Annotated in this window: 16 protein-coding genes; 6 read left to right on the forward strand and 10 right to left on the reverse strand. The window is 73.6% G+C overall.

What is annotated here, in order from left to right; all coding sequences use genetic code 11:
- Positions 1–11: 11 nt before the first annotated feature.
- Both Actkin_RS14840 and Actkin_RS14845 read right to left on the reverse strand, forming a co-directional pair.
- A complete protein-coding gene (locus tag Actkin_RS14840; protein WP_189214186.1) occupies positions 12–692 on the reverse strand; it encodes a methionine ABC transporter permease in 681 nt (226 codons plus the stop codon).
- Positions 692–1,675, reverse strand: a complete 984-nt coding sequence (locus tag Actkin_RS14845) for a methionine ABC transporter ATP-binding protein (RefSeq protein WP_258907651.1) — start codon at positions 1,673–1,675, stop codon at positions 692–694. Before Actkin_RS14845 ends, Actkin_RS14840 begins: the two co-directional genes overlap by 1 nt.
- A 604-nt stretch (positions 1,676–2,279) precedes the next feature.
- Here Actkin_RS14845 and Actkin_RS14850 point away from each other — a divergent pair.
- A complete protein-coding gene (locus Actkin_RS14850) occupies positions 2,280–3,587 on the forward strand; it encodes a glycoside hydrolase family 10 protein (RefSeq protein ID WP_258907932.1) in 1,308 nt (435 codons plus the stop codon).
- A gap of 62 nt (positions 3,588–3,649) precedes the next feature.
- Here the strand turns inward: Actkin_RS14850 and Actkin_RS14855 are convergent, their stop codons facing one another.
- The gene (locus Actkin_RS14855) at positions 3,650–5,182 is read right to left on the reverse strand and encodes a non-reducing end alpha-L-arabinofuranosidase family hydrolase (protein ID WP_258907652.1); all 1,533 of its coding nucleotides are present in this window, start codon (positions 5,180–5,182) and stop codon (positions 3,650–3,652) included.
- Positions 5,183–5,494: 312 nt separating this feature from the next.
- Here Actkin_RS14855 and Actkin_RS14860 point away from each other — a divergent pair, with 312 nt between their 5' ends.
- Positions 5,495–6,535, forward strand: coding sequence for a LacI family DNA-binding transcriptional regulator (locus tag Actkin_RS14860; protein WP_258907653.1), 1,041 nt, complete (start codon positions 5,495–5,497; stop codon positions 6,533–6,535).
- Positions 6,536–6,545: 10 nt separating this feature from the next.
- Here the strand turns inward: Actkin_RS14860 and Actkin_RS14865 are convergent, their stop codons facing one another.
- Positions 6,546–6,845, reverse strand: a complete 300-nt coding sequence (locus Actkin_RS14865) for a PadR family transcriptional regulator (RefSeq protein ID WP_189214190.1) — start codon at positions 6,843–6,845, stop codon at positions 6,546–6,548.
- 235 nt (positions 6,846–7,080) lie between these two features.
- On the opposite strand from Actkin_RS14865, the gene Actkin_RS14870 reads away from it, so the two are divergent.
- Together Actkin_RS14870 and Actkin_RS14875 are read left to right on the forward strand one after the other, a co-directional pair.
- Positions 7,081–10,914 carry a Pls/PosA family non-ribosomal peptide synthetase gene (locus Actkin_RS14870; RefSeq protein ID WP_258907654.1) on the forward strand — a complete coding sequence of 1,278 codons (3,834 nt, stop codon included), beginning with the start codon at positions 7,081–7,083 and terminating at the stop codon, positions 10,912–10,914.
- Positions 10,915–10,922: 8 nt separating this feature from the next.
- Positions 10,923–12,170 (forward strand): M1 family metallopeptidase, encoded by a 1,248-nt coding sequence (locus Actkin_RS14875; RefSeq protein WP_258907655.1) that lies wholly within the window; start codon positions 10,923–10,925, stop codon positions 12,168–12,170.
- A gap of 9 nt (positions 12,171–12,179) precedes the next feature.
- Here the strand turns inward: Actkin_RS14875 and Actkin_RS14880 are convergent, their stop codons facing one another.
- The 4 genes from Actkin_RS14880 to Actkin_RS14895 form a co-directional block, all read right to left on the reverse strand.
- Positions 12,180–12,854, reverse strand: a complete 675-nt coding sequence (locus tag Actkin_RS14880; RefSeq protein WP_258907656.1) for a DUF2306 domain-containing protein — start codon at positions 12,852–12,854, stop codon at positions 12,180–12,182.
- A 115-nt stretch (positions 12,855–12,969) separates the two neighbouring features.
- Positions 12,970–13,629 carry a response regulator transcription factor gene (locus tag Actkin_RS14885; RefSeq protein WP_189214194.1) on the reverse strand — a complete coding sequence of 220 codons (660 nt, stop codon included), beginning with the start codon at positions 13,627–13,629 and terminating at the stop codon, positions 12,970–12,972.
- Positions 13,626–14,753, reverse strand: a complete 1,128-nt coding sequence (locus Actkin_RS14890) for a sensor histidine kinase (RefSeq protein ID WP_258907657.1) — start codon at positions 14,751–14,753, stop codon at positions 13,626–13,628. The genes Actkin_RS14885 and Actkin_RS14890 overlap by 4 nt, the downstream gene beginning before the upstream one ends.
- Positions 14,754–14,953: 200 nt before the next feature.
- Positions 14,954–15,556 (reverse strand): hypothetical protein, encoded by a 603-nt coding sequence (locus Actkin_RS14895; RefSeq protein ID WP_258907658.1) that lies wholly within the window; start codon positions 15,554–15,556, stop codon positions 14,954–14,956.
- A 140-nt stretch (positions 15,557–15,696) separates the two neighbouring features.
- Here Actkin_RS14895 and Actkin_RS14900 point away from each other — a divergent pair, with 140 nt between their 5' ends.
- Together Actkin_RS14900 and Actkin_RS14905 are read left to right on the forward strand one after the other, a co-directional pair.
- Complete coding sequence (locus Actkin_RS14900; RefSeq protein ID WP_258907659.1) at positions 15,697–16,314, forward strand: DsbA family protein; 618 nt, start codon at positions 15,697–15,699, stop codon at positions 16,312–16,314.
- A 110-nt stretch (positions 16,315–16,424) separates the two neighbouring features.
- Positions 16,425–17,726 (forward strand): cation:proton antiporter, encoded by a 1,302-nt coding sequence (locus Actkin_RS14905; RefSeq protein ID WP_258907660.1) that lies wholly within the window; start codon positions 16,425–16,427, stop codon positions 17,724–17,726.
- 16 nt (positions 17,727–17,742) lie between these two features.
- Here the strand turns inward: Actkin_RS14905 and Actkin_RS14910 are convergent, their stop codons facing one another.
- Together Actkin_RS14910 and Actkin_RS14915 are read right to left on the reverse strand one after the other, a co-directional pair.
- Positions 17,743–18,378 (reverse strand): DUF2238 domain-containing protein, encoded by a 636-nt coding sequence (locus tag Actkin_RS14910; RefSeq protein WP_258907661.1) that lies wholly within the window; start codon positions 18,376–18,378, stop codon positions 17,743–17,745.
- Positions 18,379–18,432: 54 nt separating this feature from the next.
- On the reverse strand, positions 18,433–19,593 hold the full coding sequence (locus tag Actkin_RS14915) for a UDP-N-acetyl glucosamine 2-epimerase (protein ID WP_258907662.1): 1,161 nt from the start codon (positions 19,591–19,593) through the stop codon (positions 18,433–18,435).
- Positions 19,594–19,627: the final 34 nt, after the last annotated feature.

The raw sequence follows: 19,627 nt of genomic DNA on the forward strand, positions 1-19,627 counted from the left end.
GGTGGTGGGTCTCACCGGTGGTCGACAGCGCGGGCGATGAGGTCGCCCGCGGTTTGCAGGAGTTGGACCAGCAGCACGATGACGATCACGCACACGATCATCACGTCCGACTGGAAGCGGTTGTAGCCGTAGCTGATGGCGAGGAAGCCGAGCCCGCCCGCGCCGATCGCGCCCGCCATCGCCGAGTACGACACCAGGGCGATCACCGTCACGGTGAAGCCGGACACCAGGCCGGGCAGCGACTCCCGGACCAGGACCCCGGTCAGGATCTGCGCCCGCGACGCCCCGGCGAGCTGCGCGGCCTCGACCTTGCCTGCGGGCACCTCGCGCACGGCGCTCTCGACGAGGCGGGCGAAGAACGGGATCGCGCCGACGGTCAGCGGCACGACCGCGGCCTGCCAGCCCAGCGCCGAGCCGGTCACCGAGCGGGTGAACGGGATCAGCGCGATCGCCAGGATGATGAACGGCAGCGACCGGCCGACGTTCACCACCAGCGACAGCAGCGCGTTGACCGAGCGCCGCGGCCGCAGCCCGCCCGGGCCGGTGGTGTGCAGCCACAGGCCCAGCGGCAGTCCGCCGACCGCGGCCAGCAGCGCCGACCAGCCCACCATCAGCAGCGTCTCCAGCGTCGCTTCCGGCAGCCGGTCGGTGATCGCGGGGTTGCTGAACAGGTCGGAGAGCCAGTCGCCCATCAGGCTGCCTCCTCGCCGGACGCGACCGTGACGTGCAGGCCCGCCTCCCGCAGCGCGGCGAGTGCGGCGGCGCGGCGGTCGGGCGCCACGTCGAGGCGCAGCCTGCCGACCCGGACCCCGCCCAGCGTCTCGACGGTGCCCGCGGCGACGGCGACGCCGTCGATCCCGCCGATGGCGCGGAAGACCTCCCCGGTGTGCTCGACGGCGAACGCCGCCTCGACCGCGGTGCTGTCGGCGGTCACCGGCAGCGGGATCAGCTCGCGCGCCAACCGGGTCCCGTGCCTGCCGACGACCTCGCCGATCGGCCCGTGCTCGACGATCCGGCCCCGGTCGAGCAGCGAGACGGAGTCACAGACCTCGCGCACGACGGACATCTCGTGGGTGATGATCAGCACGGTCACCCCGACGCGGTCGCGCACGTCGCGGATCAGCGCCAGGATCTGCCGGGTCGTCGCCGCGTCGAGCGCGGACGTGGGCTCGTCGCACAGCAGCACCGACGGGTCGGCGGCCAGCGCGCGGGCGATGCCGACCCGCTGCTTCTGCCCGCCGGAGAGCTGGGCCGGGTAGGACCCGCCGCGCCCGGCGAGGCCGACGAGGTCGAGCAGCTCGGCCACCCGCTCGCGCCTGCGCGCCGCCGGGACCTTGGCGATCCGCAGCGGGTAGGCGATGTTCTCCGCCGCCGTGCGCGAGTCGAACAGGTTGACCTGCTGGAACACCATGCCGATGCGGCGGCGCACCCGGCGCAGGTCGCGCTCGCCCGCCGCGCCGACCGCCTCCCCGTCGACCAGCACGCTGCCGGACGTCGGCCGCTCCAGCGCCGTGACGCAGCGCACCAGGGTCGACTTCCCCGCCCCGGACTCGCCGACGATGCCGTGGATGGCGCCCCGCGGCACCCGCAGGTCGATCCCGTCCAGCGCGACGACGTCCCCGCCGCGCAGCGGGTACACCTTGCGCAGCCCGGTCAGCACGATCCCGTCGGTCATGACCGCCTCGGGCTGGGGGACTGGGCTGTGGACATGGAAGGACGACCTCCTGGAACGGGAAGGGGGGACGACGGGCGCGCTCGATCGGGCGGGAAGCCCCCGGGGACGGACCTCGGTCAGCGGGCCGCGCAGGGGGGCCGCATGTGCCCTCCCGTCGTGACCGGCGCGCTGTCCATGCCGCGATGCTCGCACCCGCCCCCGCCGCTTCCGGAATCGCCGAGCCGCCGTTCCACTATGTGAACTTCCCTGCGGCTCCAGGCCATGCGTGCCCGCCCAGCGGAGTGACTTCGGTCTCCCACGGCGCGCCAGAACCGGTGCGGCTGGCTCCGCCGAGCGGACGGGCTCGAATGAGCGCCCGGGAAAGTCATTCCTCCTACGAAAGTCCGAAGAATTCTCGAAAACCGCGCACGACATTTCGTCCGCCACTCCGGCGGCTTACAATCCAGAATGTTTCGAGATGTTGACCGAATGTTTCGGTCGCGCTCAGTGTCGAATTCCGGCCGAATCCGTGCGAGGTGTAGTGGTGAGTACGAGTGCACAGCAATTCAGGAGCCGCGGGCTGGCGGTGGGACTGGCGGTCGCGGCCGTGGCCGCGCTGGGGACGATGACCGCGGTCGGCGGGGGCGCCGTCGCCGACGACGCCGCCGTCGAGGCGAGCGCCACCACGCTGGCCGGGGCGGCGAACATCTCCGGCCGCTACTTCGGGGTGGCCGTGGCGGCGGGCCGGTTGTCCGACTCGACGTACACCGGGATCATCGGCCGCGAGTTCGACTCGGTGACCGCCGAGAACGAGATGAAGCTCGACGCGACCGAGCCCAACCAGAACCAGTTCACCTTCACCAACGCCGACCGGATCGTGAACCTCGCCCTGCAGCAGGGCAAGAAGGTCCGGGGGCACACGCTGGCCTGGCACTCCCAGCAGCCGGGCTGGATGGCGCGCATGGAGGGCTCCGCCCTGCGGCAGGCGATGCTGAACCACGTCACGCGCGTGGCGACCTACTACCGCGGCAAGATCCACTCCTGGGACGTGGTCAACGAGGCCTTCGCCGACGGCTCCAGCGGCGCCCGCCGCGACTCCAACCTCCAGCGCACCGGCAACGACTGGATCGAGGCCGCCTTCCGCGCCGCCCGCGCCGCCGACCCCGGCGCCAAGCTCTGCTACAACGACTACAACACCGACAACTGGTCCCACGCCAAGACGCAGGCCGTCTACCGGATGGTCCAGGACTTCAAGGCCCGCGGCGTGCCCATCGACTGCGTCGGCTTCCAGGCGCACTTCAACAGCGGCAACCCCGTGCCGTCGAACTACCACACCACCCTGCAGAACTTCGCCAACCTCGGCGTCGACGTGCAGATCACCGAGTTGGACATCGAGGGGTCGGGCACGTCGCAGGCCGAGCAGTACCGCGGCGTCACCCAGGCCTGCCTGGCGGTCTCGCGCTGCACCGGCATCACCGTGTGGGGCGTGCGCGACACGGACTCGTGGCGCTCGTACGGCACCCCGCTGCTCTTCGACGGCTCCGGCAACAAGAAGGCCGCCTACCACGCCGTCCTGGAGACCCTGAACGCCGCGGACCCCGGCAACCCGCCCACCACCACGCCGCCCACCTCGAACCCGCCCACGACCACGACCCCGCCCGGCGGGGGCTGCACGGCCACCTACTCCGAAGGCCAGAAGTGGGGCGACCGGTTCAACGGGAACGTCACCGTGACCGGGACCGACAACTGGGTCGTGACCGTGACGGTGCGCTACCCGCAGCGGATCATCGCCACCTGGAACACGACCCCGACCTGGGACTCCAGCGGCAACGTCATGACCGCCCGGCCCAACGGCAACGGCAACACGTTCGGCTTCACCGTCATGCACGGCGGCAACTGGACCTGGCCGAGCCTGACCTGCCGGGCCGCCTGACCGGCGAACGACCCCCGGAGGGGAGGCGCGACGGCCTCCCCTCCGGGACCTCACCCGAAACGTCAGCAGGGGGAGTTGGTCTGGGTCAGCAGGCCCATGCGGTAGGGCAGCTGCGAGTACTCGCCGCCCGCGCTCGGGTCCAGGCCCTGGTACAGGAACTGCAGGCGGCACGGGGTTATTGGCATCGTCTGGTCGTTGCCCGCCCTGAGCAACTCGCCGTGGCTGATGTCGCGGGTCCACTGCCCGGTGGGGAACGTCGTGGTGCTCGTGCGGGCGAACGGGTTCGACTCGCTCGCGGCGTGCGGGGTCCAGGGACCCTCGATGCGGGTGGAGACGAAGGACTTGTAGTAGCGGCCGGTGGAGCCGATGGCCTCCTGCAGCAGCAGGTACTGGCCGCTGTCGCCGACTTTGTAGACCGCGGTGCCCTCGAACAGGCCGTACGGGTTCGAGTCCTGCAGCGCGATGACGGTGTTGCCGAAGCCGTTGGGGAAGTTCGCCAGCGAGGTCTGGGCGCGGTAGATGTGCCCGTTGTCGTCGCTGGAGAACAGGTGGCAGTTCGCGGTGTCGCAGATGACCCAGAAGTCGAGCCAGTGGCCGTTGCCCTTGTTCCGGCGGACGATGTCCGGCTCGGCGCTCATGAAGTTGCGCGGCGCGGACCAGGACCGGGGATTGCTGGGGTCGCTGCTGGTCGAGTAGCTCGGCAGACCGGTCTGGTAGACGAGGTACCACAGGTTCTGCGGCGCGAAGTAGAACACGTGCGGCGCGGCCCGGTACCCGGGTCCGACGCCGGACGCGGTGTCGAGGAACGTGTGCGGCGCGGCCGCGGCCTGCGCCCAATCCGGGAACTGGAAGTGCGCGAGGTTCCAGCCGCCCTGCCTGCTGGCCGTGGTGGCGTACACCTGCCAGTTGCCGTTGTGCCGCACGACCGAGTAGTCCTTGATGGCGACGATGTCGTGCTGCGCGTCCGACTTCGGGCCTGCGAGCACGCCGCTGGACGACCAGCGGAACGACGAGGGCAGCTCGCCGCCGGGCTGGGGCGTCGTGGTGGTCGGCTGACCGCCGCCGACCCGCACGAGCTGCCACTGCTGGTTGGCGCCGCCCCAGTCGTCGTACTGGACCACGTTGGCGCCGTCCGCGGTGGAGGCGCCCTGCACCTCGACGGCCTTGCCGGAGTGGCGGCTGATCAGCCGCACGTGGCCGCCCGCGGAGTCGGCCAGCCGGAACTGCTGGTTGGTCCCGTTGGTGTCGGCCCACTGCACGATCGCCCCGCCGTTGGCCGTCGACCAGTTGTGGACGTCGAGCACCTTGCCCGAGTGCCGCGACCGGAGCCGGTAGTAGCCGTTGCCGGAGTCGACGAACTGCCACTGCTGCCAGTTGCCGTCGTTGCGGGTCCACTGGGTGATGCGGGCGCCGTCATTGGTGGCGAGGTTGTAGACGTCGAGCGCCTTGCCGCTGTTGCGGTTCACCAGCACGTACCACGCGCTGGTGTCCACCGACGCCGCCGATGACGGGGCAGCGCCCGCGATCATCAGGCCACCGACCAGGGTGGTGATGACCGCCGCGGCCAGCGCCGCGAGCCTGTGCCGTCTCCGCATCGGTGTCCTCGGGGTGGATGTCCTCGGGGTGGATGTCCTCGTGCGTGTCTTCGTGGTGGGTTTCTCCGTGCCGACCATGGGCACGCTCCTCTCGTTGCCGGGTTCCGGCACTCCACGACCGAGTGTTAGCGTTAACAATCCGCGCCGGGCGCAGGCTGGGGCGGAAACTGCGGGATCTCCGGTCGCTTCTGAAACTTTCGGACGAATGGCCGGAACTTCGCGGATCAATTTATCCACCGAAACCCGGCGGCGTCAACGACGGCGGCGCACTGCGCCCGGGGGGAGCGGACGCGCGGTCGATAGACTCCCGCCATGACCGACGCCCCCGATTCCGCAGGTGAGGCCCAGGGTGTGCTCACCCTCGCGCAGATCGCGGAGCTGGCCGGGGTGTCGACGGCGACCGTGTCGAAGGTCGTGAACGGCCACCAGGAGGTCGCCTCCGACACCCGGGCGATGGTCGAGTCCGTGATCCAACGGCACGGGTACCGCAGGCAGAAGCGGCAGGCGAAGGCGCAGCTGCTGGAGGTCGTCTTCCACGAGCTCGCCGGGCCCTACCCGGTCTCGGTGCTCAACGGCGTCGAGCGGGCAGCCCGGGCGCACGGGCTGTCCATCGTGCTGACCCAGCTGCAGGGCAGGCACGAGCCGGGCCGCAGCTGGACCGACACCGTGCTCACCCGGAGGCCGACCGGCGTGGTCATGGTGTACTCCGAGCTCACCTCGGCGCAGCAGGTGCAGCTGGCCAGCCGCGACATCCCGTTCGTGCTGGTCGACCCGACCGGCGAACCTGCCCACGGCGTGCCCTCGGTGGGCGCGGACAACTGGAGCGGCGGCCTGGCCGCGACCCGGCACCTGGTGAACCTGGGACACCGCCGCGTCGCCGTCATCACCGGCGGTCCGATGCTCTCCGCCCGCGCCCGCCTGGACGGCTACCGCGCGGCCCTGGAGGAGGCGGGCCTGCCCGTCGACCCGGCGCTGATCCGCGAGGGCGAGTACCGGATCGTCGACGGCTACCGCCACACCACGGCGCTGATGCGCCTCCCCGAGCCGCCGACGGCGATCTTCGCCAGCAACGACGGTGAGGCGCTCGGCGTCTACCAGGCCGCCCACGCCCTCGGCCTGCGCATACCCGACGACCTCAGCGTTGTCGGGTTCGACGACCTGCCGCCCGCGGAGATCATGATCCCGGCGCTGACCACCGTCCGGCAGCCGCTGGGCGAGATGGCGGCGATCGCGACGGAACTGGTCGTGGAGCTGTCGAGGGGGCTGTCCGACCGCCAGCGTCGGGTCGTCCTGCCGACCGAGCTGGTGGTGCGGGCGAGCACCGCGCCCCCGCGACGGCGGCTTACTCCGTGAACGGGCGAGGTCAGCCGAGGTCGCGGGCCAGTTCGGCGACGACGGCGCGGCAGTCGGCGAGCAGGCGCTTGCCGCGCTTGGTGGTGCGGTAGCGGCGCAGGCGCCTGCCCGCCTCGACGACGCTGGTGGACTTGAGCAGACCCGCTTCCTGCATGCGGTGCAGCAGGGGATAGAGCGTTCCGGGGGAGACCCGGTGTCCGCGCGCGGCCAGCTCCTCGGCGAGCCAGGCCCCGTGCACCGGGGTCTCGGCGGCGTGGTGGAGCACCCGGAGCCGCAGCGCGCCGGTGTGGAACTCGCGGAGGACGTCCATCGCCCCATGATATCGGATGCCGATATCGAAGGCCGAGTCGAGTTAGAATCCCGGGAGGGCAAGGAATATCGGTTGACGATATCGGGTCGCGATCCGGTAGTCCTTGTGGCGCAACCGTTCGGGCGTGTGACGCCGCGCACCAAGGGGGTGTTCCGACGCGACAGCGGCGATCAAGACCGGGTAATGTCCTGCGGTTGTCGCTGTTCTCCAGGCCCGAGTGAGGCGCACGCCACCGATGACCGTTCCCGTTCTCGCCCAGCGCGCCGTCTTCCGGTCCGGTGCGGAGAGCCCGCCGCGCACCCTTGTCGACATCCTCGCCGCCACCGCCGCGCGCCACCCGGACGCGCCCGCGCTCGACGACGGCACGAGCGTCCTCGACTACGCCGGACTGCTCGCGGAGGTGGACGGGCTGGCCGCGGTGCTGGCCGGTGCGGGCGTCGGCCGCGGCGACCGGGTCGGCGTCCGGGTCCCCTCCGGCACCGCCGACCTCTACGTGGCGATCCTCGCCGCCCTCAGCGCCGGGGCCGCGTACGTGCCGGTCGACTTCGACGACCCCGACGAGCGGGCCGAGACCGTGTTCACCGAGGCGGGCGTGTGCGCGGTCATCGGCGAGGGCCGGGCGCTCGCGCTGCGCGGACCGGCCGGGGGAGCGCCGGGCGGTCCCACGCCGGACGACGACGCGTGGATCATCTTCACCTCCGGCTCGACCGGCAGGCCCAAGGGCGTCGCCGTCGGCCACCGCTCCGCCGCCGCGTTCGTCGACGCCGAAGCCGACCTGTTCCTGCCGGACGCGCCGATCGGGCCGGGCGACCGCGTGCTGGCCGGGCTGTCGGTGGCCTTCGACGCGTCCTGCGAGGAGATGTGGCTGGCCTGGCGGCGCGGCGCGTGCCTGGTGGCCGCGCCCCGGTCGCTGGTCCGCTCCGGCGTCGACCTCGGCCCGTGGCTGGTCGAGCGCGGCGTCACCGTCGTCTCGACCGTCCCCACGCTGGCCGCGCTGTGGCCGGTGGAGTCGCTGGACGCCGTGCGCCTGCTGATCCTCGGTGGGGAGGCCTGCTCCGCGGAGCTGGCCGCGCGCCTGGCCGCTCCCGGCCGCGAGGTGTGGAACACCTACGGCCCCACCGAGGCCACGGTCGTCGCCTGCGCCGCCCGGCTGACCGGCTCCGGCCCGGTCCGCATCGGCCTTCCGCTGGAGGGCTGGGAGCTGGCCGTCGTCGACGCCGACGGCGAGCCGGTGCCCATGGGCGGCTCGGGGGAGCTGGTCATCGGCGGCGCCGGGCTGGCCCGCTACCTCGATCCCGCCAAGGACGCCGAGAAGTTCGCCCCGCTGCCCACCCTCGGCTGGCGGCGCGCCTACCGCAGCGGCGACCTCGTCCGCGGCGACGCCGAGGGCCTTGTCTTCCTCGGCCGCGCCGACGAGCAGGTCAAGCTGCACGGCAGGCGCGTCGAGCTGGGCGAGGTCGACGCGGCCCTCGCCGCGCTGCCCGGCGTCGCGGGCGCGGCCGCGGCGATCCGCGCCACCGCGGCGGGCGCGCAGCTGCTCGTCGGCTACGTCGTCGCCGAACCCGGCTTCGACCCCGACGCCGCGCGCGAGCGGCTGACCGCCGCCCTGCCCGTCGCGCTGGTGCCGCTGCTGGCCCAGGTCGACACCCTGCCCACCCGCACGTCCGGCAAGGTCGACCGCGACCGGCTGCCCTGGCCGCTGACCACCACCGAGACCACCGAGGTCGCAGTGCCGCTGTCGGCGACCGAGGCCTGGCTCGCCGAGCGCTGGACCGAGGTCGTCGGGATCGGCCCGAGCGGCCCGGACGCCGACTTCTTCGCCGCGGGCGGCGGCAGCCTCGCCGCGGCCCAGCTCGTCTCCCGGATCCGGGCGACGCACCCCAGCATCGCCGTGGCCGACCTCTACCAGCACCCGACGCTCGGCGCCCTCGCCGCGCTGGTCGAATCGGTCGCGGGGACCGACCGGCAGCGAACCCGCGAAGTCGTCCCCACCCCGCGATCGGCGCGAATCGTCCAGACGCTGCTCACCATCCCCCTGCTGACCCTGGTCGGCGCCCGCTGGGCCGTCGTGCTCGCCGCGCTGAGCAACCTGCTGGGGACCGCTTGGGCGCCGACGACCCCGTGGTGGGTGATCGCGGTCGGCTGGGTGGTCTTCCTGTCCCCACCGGGGCGGATCGGGCTTGCCGCGGGCGCGGCCCGCCTGCTGCTGCGCGGCGTTGCCCCGGGCGCCTATCCGCGCGGCGGCAGCGTCCACATGCGACTCTGGGCCGCTGAGCGGATCGCGGAGTTGGCGGGTGTCACCGGGATCGGCTGCGCGTCCTGGCTCACGCTCTACGCCCGCGCCCTGGGCGCGCGCGTCGGCGACGACGTCGACCTGCACTCCGCGCCGCCGGTCACCGGTCTGCTGCGGGTGGGCCGGGGAGCGGCCGTGGAACCCGAGGTCGACCTGTCCGGCCACTGGCTCGACGGCGACCTGCTGCACATCGGGACCGTCCGGATCGGCGCGGGCGCGGTCGTGGGCGCGCGCAGCACGCTGCTGCCCTGCGCCCGGATCGGCAAGCGCGCCGAGGTCGCGCCCGGGTCCGGCGTCACGGGGACCGTCCCGGCGGGCGAGCGGTGGGCAGGCTCGCCCGCGACCCGCGCCGGCCGGGCCGCCCGCCGCGGCCCGCGCCCGGTCCGCCGTCGCGGCTGGGTGCTCGGCTACGGCCTGACGTCGATCGGGCTCGGCCTGCTGCCCGCGGTCGCCGCCGTGCCCGCGCTGCTCGTGCTCGGTCACGCCGTCTCCGGGGCGCCGGGTCTCGGCGCGGCGCTCGGCTCGGCGCTGCTCGCCGCGCCGCTGGCGGCGATCGCGTTCCTGGCGGCGTACGCGCTGATCGTGCTGGTGTCGGTCCGGCTGCTCGCCATCGGCCTGCGGCCCGGTGACCACCCCGTGCACAGCCGCGTCGCTTGGCAGGCGTGGACCACCGAGCGGCTGATGGACCTGGCCCGCGACGCCCTGTTCCCGCTCTACGCCAGCCTTGCCACGCCCGCGTGGCTGCGCGCGTTGGGCATGCGGGTCGGCAAGCGGGTGGAGGCCTCGACCGTGCTGGCGCTGCCCAGCCTCACCACCGTCGGCGACGGCGCGTTCCTCGCCGACGACACCCTCGTCGGGTCGTACGAGCTGGGCGGGGGCAGGCTGCGGGTGGCCACCGCGCGCGTCGGCAAGCGGGCGTTCCTCGGCAACTCCGGCATGGCCGCCGCCGGGCGCAAGGTGCCCAACCGCGGCCTGGTCGGCGTGCTGTCGTCCACGCCGAAGAAGGCCAAGGCGGGCACGTCCTACCTGGGCATGCCGCCGATCCGGCTGCCGCGCACCGCCGAGGACGGCGACGAGAGCACCACCTTCGCCCCGCCGACCCGGCTCGTGGTGGCCAGGGCGCTGGTCGAGCTGTGCCGCCTGGTGCCCGTCGTGCTGTCGGTGGCGCTGGCCGTGCTGGTCGCGGCCGGGTACCTGGCCCTCGCGGAGGTGTGGGGCGGATGGGCGGCCGCGGCGACGGGCGTCCTGCTCGCCGGTGCGGGCGTCGTGGCCTGCGTGCTGTCGATCGCGGCGAAGTGGCTGCTGGTCGGGCGGTTCCGGGCGACCCGCAAGCCGCTGTGGAGCCCGTTCGTCTGGCGGGCCGAGCTGGCCGACACCTTTGTGGAGGTGCTCGGAGCGCGGTGGGCCGCGCCGGTCGCCCAGGGCACCCCGCTGCTGGCGCTGTGGCTGCGCGGGCTCGGCGCCCGCGTCGGCGCGGGCGCCTGGGTGGAGACGTACTGGCTGCCGGAGGCCGACCTGGTGCGGATCGGCGCGGGCGCGACCGTCAACCGGGGCTGCGTGGTGCAGACGCACCTGTTCCACGACCGGATCATGGCGCTGGGCCCGGTCACCCTCGGCGCGGGCGCCACCCTCGGCCCGCACGGGATCGCGCTGCCGGGGGCCTCGATCGGCGCGGCGGCCACCGTCGGCCCGGCGTCGCTGGTCATGCGCGGGGAGTCCGTGCCCCCGGGCACGCGGTGGCTGGGCAACCCGATCGCGGCGTGGTCGTCCTGTTGAATGGGGACATGGGAGACGGCTACCGGGTCGTCGAGTACGACCTGGCCATCGACTACCGGGTGGGCCCGGGCAGGCTGACCGGCCGCGCCCGCGTCGCCGCCGTCGCGGCCGGGCCGCTGCGCCGTCTCACCCTCGACCTGGCCGCCCCGCTGCGGGTCGCCAAGGTGACGGTCGACGGCAAGCAGGCCCGTTACGCCCACCATGGCGGCAAGCTGACGATCACCCCGGCCCGGCCGGTGCCGGAGGGCGCCGCGTTCGCCGTCGAGATCCGCTACGCGGGCAACCCAGCGCCGATCCGGAGCCACTGGGGCGACATCGGCTGGGACCACCTGGACGACGGCGTCCTGGTGGCGTCCCAGCCGTTCGGGGCGCCGTCGTGGTTCCCGTGCAAGGACCATCCGTCGGACAAGGCGGCGTACCGCATCGCCGTCACGACCGCCTCCGCCTACCAGGTGCTGGTCACCGGCACCCTGGTGTCGACCCGCACCTCAGCGAGCACGACGACCTGGGTGTACGAGCTGCCCCAGCCGACGCCGACGTATCTGGTGAGCGTCCAGATCGGACGATACGAGCTGCACCGCTCGCCGGGCGATCTCCTCCTGGCCGCTCCCGCGCGCCTGACCGTCCCCGCGCGCCACGACTTCGCCCGCCAGCTGCGGATGATGACGCTGTTCACCGAGCTGTTCGGCCCTTATCCGTTCCCGCAGTACACGGTCGTGGTCACCGACGCCGACTTGGACGTTCCCGTGGAGGCCCAGTCCCTGTCCGTGTTCGGTGCGAACCATGTGGACGGTCACCGAGGCTGTGAACGCCTGGTAGCCCACGAATTGGCGCACCAGTGGTTCGGCAACAGCCTCACCATCGCCGACTGGCGGCACATCTGGCTGAACGAGGGCTTCGCCACCTACGCGGAATGGCTCTGGTCGTCGGCATCCGGCGGCCAGCCGCCGCACTGGCACGCCGCCCGCGCCCACCAGACCCTCGCCACCCTGCCGCAGGACCTGCCTCTGGCCGACCCCGGAACCCCGAACCTCTTCGACGAGCGCGTCTACCTGCGCGGAGCGCTCACCCTGCACGCCCTCCACACCCACCTGGGCACCCCCGCCTACACCGCCCTGGTCACCGACTGGGTCGCCGCGCACCGCCACGGCCACGTCACCACGGACGTGTTTCTCACCCACTGCGCGGGCTACGGCGACGTCGGACCGCTGCTGCGGCAGTGGGTGCTCTCGCCCGCCCTCCCGCCGTGTCCGTGACGTGGCGGGCTAGCTCCTGACCAGGTGATCGGCGCGGGCCGCGCGCCCGGCGGCGCGGCCGGGCCCGCGGATGATCCGCTCGGCCACGGCGAGGTTGAGCAGCCAGGCCAGCGTCATCAGGAGGGTGTTGGCCAGCACCGTGGGCGGGCCCGACACGATCATCCAGCCGCCGATGATCACCGCCTGCGAGCCCGCGCCCATGGCCACCGCGTAGGCGCGGATCATCCAGGCGCGGTGCGCGGCGAAGTCGCGTCTGCGGACCGCCGTGAAGCCGAGGACGATCGCGACGGCCATGAACGAGCCGAAGATGACGCGGATGACGGTGAGGACGTCGCCCACGGCGGGTCCGTACGGGTAGAACAAGGTCATCCACAGTCCGGACAGCGCCGCGACGAGTCCACTGGGGACGAGGACCCGACCGGCGAGCCGGTGCCACGCCGACCGGCGGCCGCGCAGTCCGGGGACGAACTGGAAGGCGCCCACGACGCAGTACAGGGTCACGCCCGCGATGTGCAGCAGGACCGGCACGGGCGAGGCGAAGAACCGGGCGTTGGCCTCGGTGATCTCGGCGCCGGACGCCAGCTCGGCCGTCCGGACCATGCCCGCCACGACGGGGACGGCGCTGAGCAGGACCAGCGCGGCGGGCACGCGCCACTGCCGCCGGGCGAGGGGTTGCGTTGTCATGGCCCCGATCCTGCCGATCCGGCCGGGGCCGATCATCGGGAATCCGGCCGGGCGGCGGGTCCGCCGATGGTGCTGCGGGGATGTCGTACTTTCGGCGTCAGCGGGGCTTTCGGCGTCAGCGGGGCCGGACGCGATCGGTCGCGTAGGCCCACATGGCGATCTCGACGCGGTTGCGGGCGCCCAGCTTGGTCATCAGGCTGGCCACGTGGGACTTGACGGTGCTGAGCGTGATGTGGAAGCCGTCGGCGATCTCGTTGTTGGTCCGCCCGCTCGCCACGGCGACGATGATCTGCTCCTCGCGCTCGGTGAGCGGGTCGACCGGCTGCGCCGGGGGAGCGGCGGGGCCGTTCCGGGCGAAGGTCGCCAGCAGCCGCGCGGTGATGCTCGGCGCGATGAGCGCGTCCCCTGCGGCGGCCGCGCGCACGGCGCGGCTGAGCATGTCGGCCCCCGCGTTCTTCAGCAGGAACCCGCGGGCGCCCGCGCGCAGCGCGGCGTAGACGTACTCGTCGAGGTCGAAGGTGGTGATGACGACCACGGCGAGCGGGTCGTCGACGGTCGGCCCGGCGAGCAGGCGGGTGGCCTCGATCCCGTCGACGTCGGGCATCCGGATGTCGAACAGGCACACGTCCGGCCGCAGGCGGCGGGCCAGCGCCACCGCCTGCCGCCCGTCCTCGGCCGCGCCGACGACCGTGATGTCGGGCTGGGCGTCGAGGATCATGGCCAGTCCGGTGCGGACGATCTCCTGGTCGTCGGCGACCAGCACGCGGATGCTCACGCGCGCGCCCCGGCCCTGGGCAGCACGGCCGTGACCGTCCACCCGCCGTCCGGGTCCGGGCCCGCCGCGCAGGTGCCGCCGAGCAGGTTCGCGCGTTCGCGCATCCCGATGAGGCCGTAGCCGGGGGCGCCGGACAGGTGCCCGGCTTCGCCGTCGTCGCTCACCAGCACGCGCACCTCGGCGTGATCGGCCACCACGCGCACGTCGACCCGGGTGGCGTGCCGGGCGTGCCGCCGGGCGTTGGTGATCGCCTCCTGCGCCAGGCGGTACACGGCGGCGGCGACCGGCGACGGCAGGTCGTCGACGTCGCCGCGCAGCTCCACGGCGACGACCGGTCCACTGTGGGACACGAGCCGCCTGAGGTCGGCAACGCGGGGGTTGGGCGCGAGGTCGTCGGGCTGCTCGGCGCGCAGGATCCGCACGATGCCCCGCATCTCGTCGAGGGCGCGGGCGGCCTCGGCGTCGATCAGGCGGAGCGCGTCGACGGCGGCGGTCGGATCGGTCGCCGCGGTGGCCATCCCGGCCTGGGCCCGGATCGCCATCGCCGTCACGTGGTGGGCGACGGTGTCGTGCAGATCGCGGGCGAGCCGCTCCCGCTCGACCAGCCGCACCTGGTCCACCGCCCGCGCCCGCGCCGAGGCCCGGTAGCGCACCGCCGCGCCGAGGGCCATCGCGAACAACAGCACGGTGACCCCGCCCAGCGCCTCGACCGGCCGCAGATGCCCGATCACCGCCGAGAGCCCCACCTTGCCCAGCATGATCGCCGCGCCGAGGACGGCATGCCGCCCGGACCCCCACCGGAACAACGCGAACGGCAGCAACAGCACGAAGACCGCGACGTCCTGATCGGGGACCTCGCGTCCCAGGGCCACCGACACCACCGTGAACACCCCGAATACGATCCCCACCATCAGCAGTGGTCGGGACCGTCGCCACAGCAGGGTGAACACCAGCCCGGCGACCACCACCGCGGAGAGTCCCCGGTGGTGAAGGCCGGACTTGGTCATCGCCTCGACCACGGCGAGCGGCGCCAGCACGGCCACCAGCGCCCAGTCCCACCACACCCGGGGTGTCGACAGGACAGGCGGCGGCTCCCGCCACACCGAGCGAAGCAGTTCGCGCACCGGGCCATGGTACGAGCCCGCGGACCAGCCCGGATCAGCCGAAAGTGCGAGCAGCGGTCCCGGATCAAGCGACTCGGCGGCGTATCACCGAGGGGTCAGGCGGAGCGCGTTCGGTGGGAGTCCGACTCGGGCGGCGAGCGGAGGCGGTGCTGCCGGACGTCGGCTCGGCCCGAGCGGTGGGAGGACGGCGGGTGTCGTGGTCAGCCGCAGGCGGTCCAGCGGCGCTCGTAGTCGGCGCAGACCTGGGGCGTCGCCTGGTTGTAGCCGCCGCGCGCGGTGCCGGTGCTGGTGGTGGTGCGGCCCGCGGCCGTCACGGTGAGCGTGCAGGTCACCTCGCCGCCGCCGTGGAGCTGGGCTCGGATCGAGTAGTACCGCGCTGTCCGGCTGACGCTGCTCTCCTGCGCGGTGAACGGCAGGCCGGTGGCCTGCAGACCGCTGGTCGACGAGCCGTAGGAGATCGCGATGCCGTGGGGCGCCGACCCGGTGCACCGGTAGGTGACGCCGTCGGGCGCCGTGGTCGTGGTGCCGGTGGGCCCTCCGGACGTGCTGGCGGGCGACCCGGCGGTGCCGGTGGTCTGCTCGGCGGTGCTGGGGGGCTGCTCGGAGGTGCTGGTCGGCGCTCGGGTGGTGGGGGCGGGCACGGCGGTGGGGTCGGGCTTGTCGTGCTGCACCAGCGCCGCGGTGATCGTGGCCGTGGCCCCGATGAGCGCGGCGATGATCGTCCCGATCAGGGCGATCCTGGCGCCCGTGAGCGTCGCCCTGGCGGCGCTGACCTCCCGCGACCGGTCGTCGGGCTGGTTCATCGATTCTCCGCGTGGGCCGTTGATCACAGACGACGCGCTGTTCAGTGTGCAGCAAACCGCGAGGAGCCACCACCGACCCGACAAGTCCGCCTGCCGTGCGGTGGAAGGGCGCTGCCCTCGGTGGGAGCTAGGCTGCGGCCATGGCCGCACCATGGGTCGCCGACATCTGGTTCGACCCGTCCTGCCCGTACACCTGGATCACCTCCCGGTGGCTGGTGGAGGTCACCAGGGTCCGGCCGGTCGAGGTCCGCTGGCACGTGATGAGCCTGTCCGTGCTCAACGAGCACCGCGATGACGATCCGGAGGGCGATCCGGACGGCTACCTGTGGGTCCCGGTCCGGGTCTGCGCCGCGGTGGCCGAACTCCACGGCCAGGAAGCGCTCGCCCGGTTCTACGCCGCGCTGTGGGCGGGCGCCCGGGCTTCCGACGACTGGCTCGGCGACCTCGAGACCGCCCTGGCCGCGGCCGGGCTGCCGAGGGAACTGGCCTCCGCCGGGACGACGACCGAGTACGACGCCGCCGTGCGGGCCTCCCACGCCGAGGGCGTGCGGCTGGTCAGCGCCGACACGGGCACGCCGGTGATCGCCGTCTCCGGTCCCGGTGTGGAGCGCGTGGCGGTGTTCGGCCCGGTCATCTCCGAGATCCCCCGCGGGGAGGACGCGGGCAGGCTGTGGGACGGCCTGCTGCTCATGACCTCGGTGCCGGGCTTCCACTCCGTCAAGGGCGCACCCCTGGCCGAGCCGCGACACACCCCCTGACGCCGGTCCGCTCATCCCGGGACTCGGGTTCGTTCCCGCCCTGGCGGGGTACTGGCCCCTAGTGCGGCTGGCGCTGATCAGCCCGGCTTTCGGCGGAGAGGAGCCGCGTGGTGGACCCGGGCGCGATCGCCTACGCGGGGATCGGCGTCGCGACCCTGTTGGCCGCGATGCTGCCGCGGGTCCTGGGCCGGGCCCCGGTCTCGATGCCGATGGTGTTCCTGGCCGCGGGCGCGCTCGCGTTCACGGTGTTCGAGCCCTTGCCCGACCCCGACCCGATCCGGCACGGCACGGTCGTCGTCCACCTCACCGAGCTGTGCGTGATCATCTCCCTGATGGGCGCGGGGCTCGCGCTCAACCGGCCGCTGGGCCTGCGGCGCTGGTCGTCGACGTGGCGTCTGCTGGGCATCACGATGCCGCTGACGATGCTGGCCGTCGGGCTGCTGGGCTGGGGCGTGCTCGGCTGGGGCGTGGCGGCGTCGGTGCTGCTCGCCGCGGTGCTGGCCCCCACCGACCCGGTGCTGGCCAGCGAGGTCCAGGTGGCCGAGCCGGTGGAGGACGCCGACGACCCGGGCTCGGTGGAGGACGAGGCGCGGTTCGCGCTGACCTCCGAGGCCGGGCTCAACGACGGGCTGGCGTTCCCCTTCACCTACGCCGCGGTGGCCATCAGCCTCGTCGGGGCGGCCCCGAGCGCCTGGGCGCCGCACTGGCTCGCGGTGGACGTGCTGTGGCGGCTCGCCTGCGGCCTCCTCGTCGGGCTGCTCATCGGGTGGGGGCTGCGCAAGCTGTTCTTCTCCGTGCCGTCGGAGAAGGTTCGACTGGCCGAGCACGCCGAGGGCTTCGTCGCGCTGGCCGCCACCTTCCTGGCGTACGGGCTCACCGAGCTGGCCGAGGGGTACGGCTTCGTCGCGGTCTTCGTGTGCGCGTGCACGATCAGGGCGGGGGAGCGCTCGCACGGCTACCAGCGCGTCCTGCACCGGTTCGTCGAGCAGGTCGAGCGCATGCTCACGGTGCTGCTGATCTTCCTGCTCGGCGGCGCGGCCGTCACCGGCCTGCTGGCGGGGACCGGGTGGCGGGAGGTCCTGGTCGCGCTGGCCGTCCTGCTCGTGGTGCGCCCGCTGGCGGGCGTGGTCGGGCTGGCCGGGGGCCGGACCGGCCCCCGGGAGCGCCTGGTCATCGCCTTCTTCGGGGTGCGGGGCATCGGCTCGCTGTTCTACGTCGCCTACGCCCTGGAGAACGGGCACTTCGGCGAGCAGGCCACGATCTGGCGAGTGGTCGCCCTGGTGGTGATCGGCTCGATCGTCCTCCACGGCATCACCGCGAGCCCGTCCATGATGGTGCTGGACCGGCTGCGGGTGCGCGTCTCCCGCAACCGGCACGGCGACGAGGGCCAGGCGCCGTCGACCCCTGTCTGACTACGCCTCTGTCTGACTACGCCTCCCGGCCGACGAGCGCGATCTGCCGGTCGTGCACCCGGCCGAGGGCCAGCTGGGCCGCCAGCGCCCCGAACAGCGCGCAGGTCATGTCCCACTGGGCGTCGAACTCGTCGCCCTGGGTGCCGAGGTAGTCCTGGCCCGCCTGCCCGGTGAAGGCCGCGGCCAGGGCCTCGACCAGCTCGAAGCCCCCGCTGACGCCGAGGCAGACGAGGGTGGTGACGCCCAGCAGCCACCACCCGGCGCGCAGCGGGGTGAGCCGGACCAGCAGCTCCCGCACCCCGATCGCGGCCACGGCGCCCTGGGCGACGTGCCCGATCCGGTCGTAGTGGTTGCGCTCGAAGCCGAACCAGTCCCGCATCCACTCGCCCAGCGGCACCTCGGCGTAGGTGTAGTGGGCGCCCAGCGCGATCAGCAGCGCGGCGATCGCCAGCGCCCGGTAGGCCAGCGGCGTGAGGCGGAACCGGGGGAAGGTCGGCACGAGGACCAGCAGCGCCAGCCCGATGGGGGCGACCTCCAGCACCCAGGTGCCGTACTCGCGGGCGCCGACGGCCGACGCCGCCACCGCGGCGAGGACGACGGCCAACAGGACCCGCGGCTCGTGGCGCAGCGTGCTCGGTTTCGTGTCGGGCATATCCGGACATACCCCCGATGGGGGTCAAGACCACGCTTTCGGCGCCGCGCATTTCTACCCGCGCGCGGCCAGGGCGACGTGGCGCACCGCGTCGGCGATGCGCTCGCCGCCCCGCCCGTCCCCGAACGGGGACGGCAGCTCCGCCAGACGGGCGCGCCGCTCGCCGTCGGCGAGCCAGTCCAGCGCGATCGCGGTGATGTCGTCGCCCGGTCCGACGAGCCTGCCGAAGTCCCGCAGCACCTCGGGGCGCTCCGTCGACCGGCGGACGACCAGGATCGGCCGCTTCACCACGGTCGCCTCCTCCTGCACGGCACCGGAGTCGGAGACCAGCAGCCCGCAGTGCCGCGCCAGGGCGAGGAACTCCGAGTGCCAGAGCCGGTTCACCACGCGCACGTTCATCCCGGAGGCCAGCACCCCGGCGCGGATCGCCGCGGCCCTGGTGCGCGGGTGCGCGGCCAGCACCACCGGGTACCCGGCCTCGGCGACCCCGGAGAGCTGGTTCGTGATCGCGAACAGTGCCTCGTCGTCGGTGTTCTCCGGGCGGTCGAGGGTGGCCAGCACGTACCCGTCGGGCTCCAGGCCCCACTTCCGCACGACCGCGCGCCGCTGCGCCTCCGGCATGAGCCGGTGGCGCACGGACTCCACCGTCGTGGTGCCGGTCAACCTGATGTTCCGGTCGCCCAGCCCGTCGGCCTCCAGGTTGGCGACGGTGACCGGGGTCGGCGCGCACAGCACCTCCGCTGCCCGGTCGACGAGCACCCGGTTGTGCTCCTCGGGCTGACCGAGGTCCCGGCTGCGCAACCCGGCCTCCACGTGCACCACCGGGACGCCGTGCGAGCGGGCCGCCAGCGCGCCCGCCAGCGCGGTGTCGGTCGCGCCCCGCACGACCACGACGTCCGGGCGGTCGGCGGCGAACACCTGGTCGAGCCGGTCCATCGCGGCGGCGAGCCTGCAACTCCTGGACACCGCCTCCGCGCCGACGGCCGCCAGCGGGCCTGCCAGCCCCTCATCGCCGAGGATCGCGGGGTCCGTCCGCCTGACGCGCACGACCCCGGCCAGGTCGCGGAGTTCGCGCATGACCGGGGCGAGGGCGAGGATCTCCTGCCGCGACCCCAGGACCATCGCCGCGCCGCCGCGGCGCGGTGCTGCGGGACGGGCCGGCGGGCGTCGGCGGGTGGGTCGTGCGGGTCGAGCGGCCTGCTGGATCATGGTCATGGTCGTCTCCCTGAGCCGGGGGCGGTTGGTCTCC

The sequence above is a fragment of the Actinokineospora sp. UTMC 2448 genome, assembly GCF_024760565.1.
In the GTDB taxonomy this organism is placed as follows: domain Bacteria; phylum Actinomycetota; class Actinomycetes; order Mycobacteriales; family Pseudonocardiaceae; genus Actinokineospora; species Actinokineospora fastidiosa.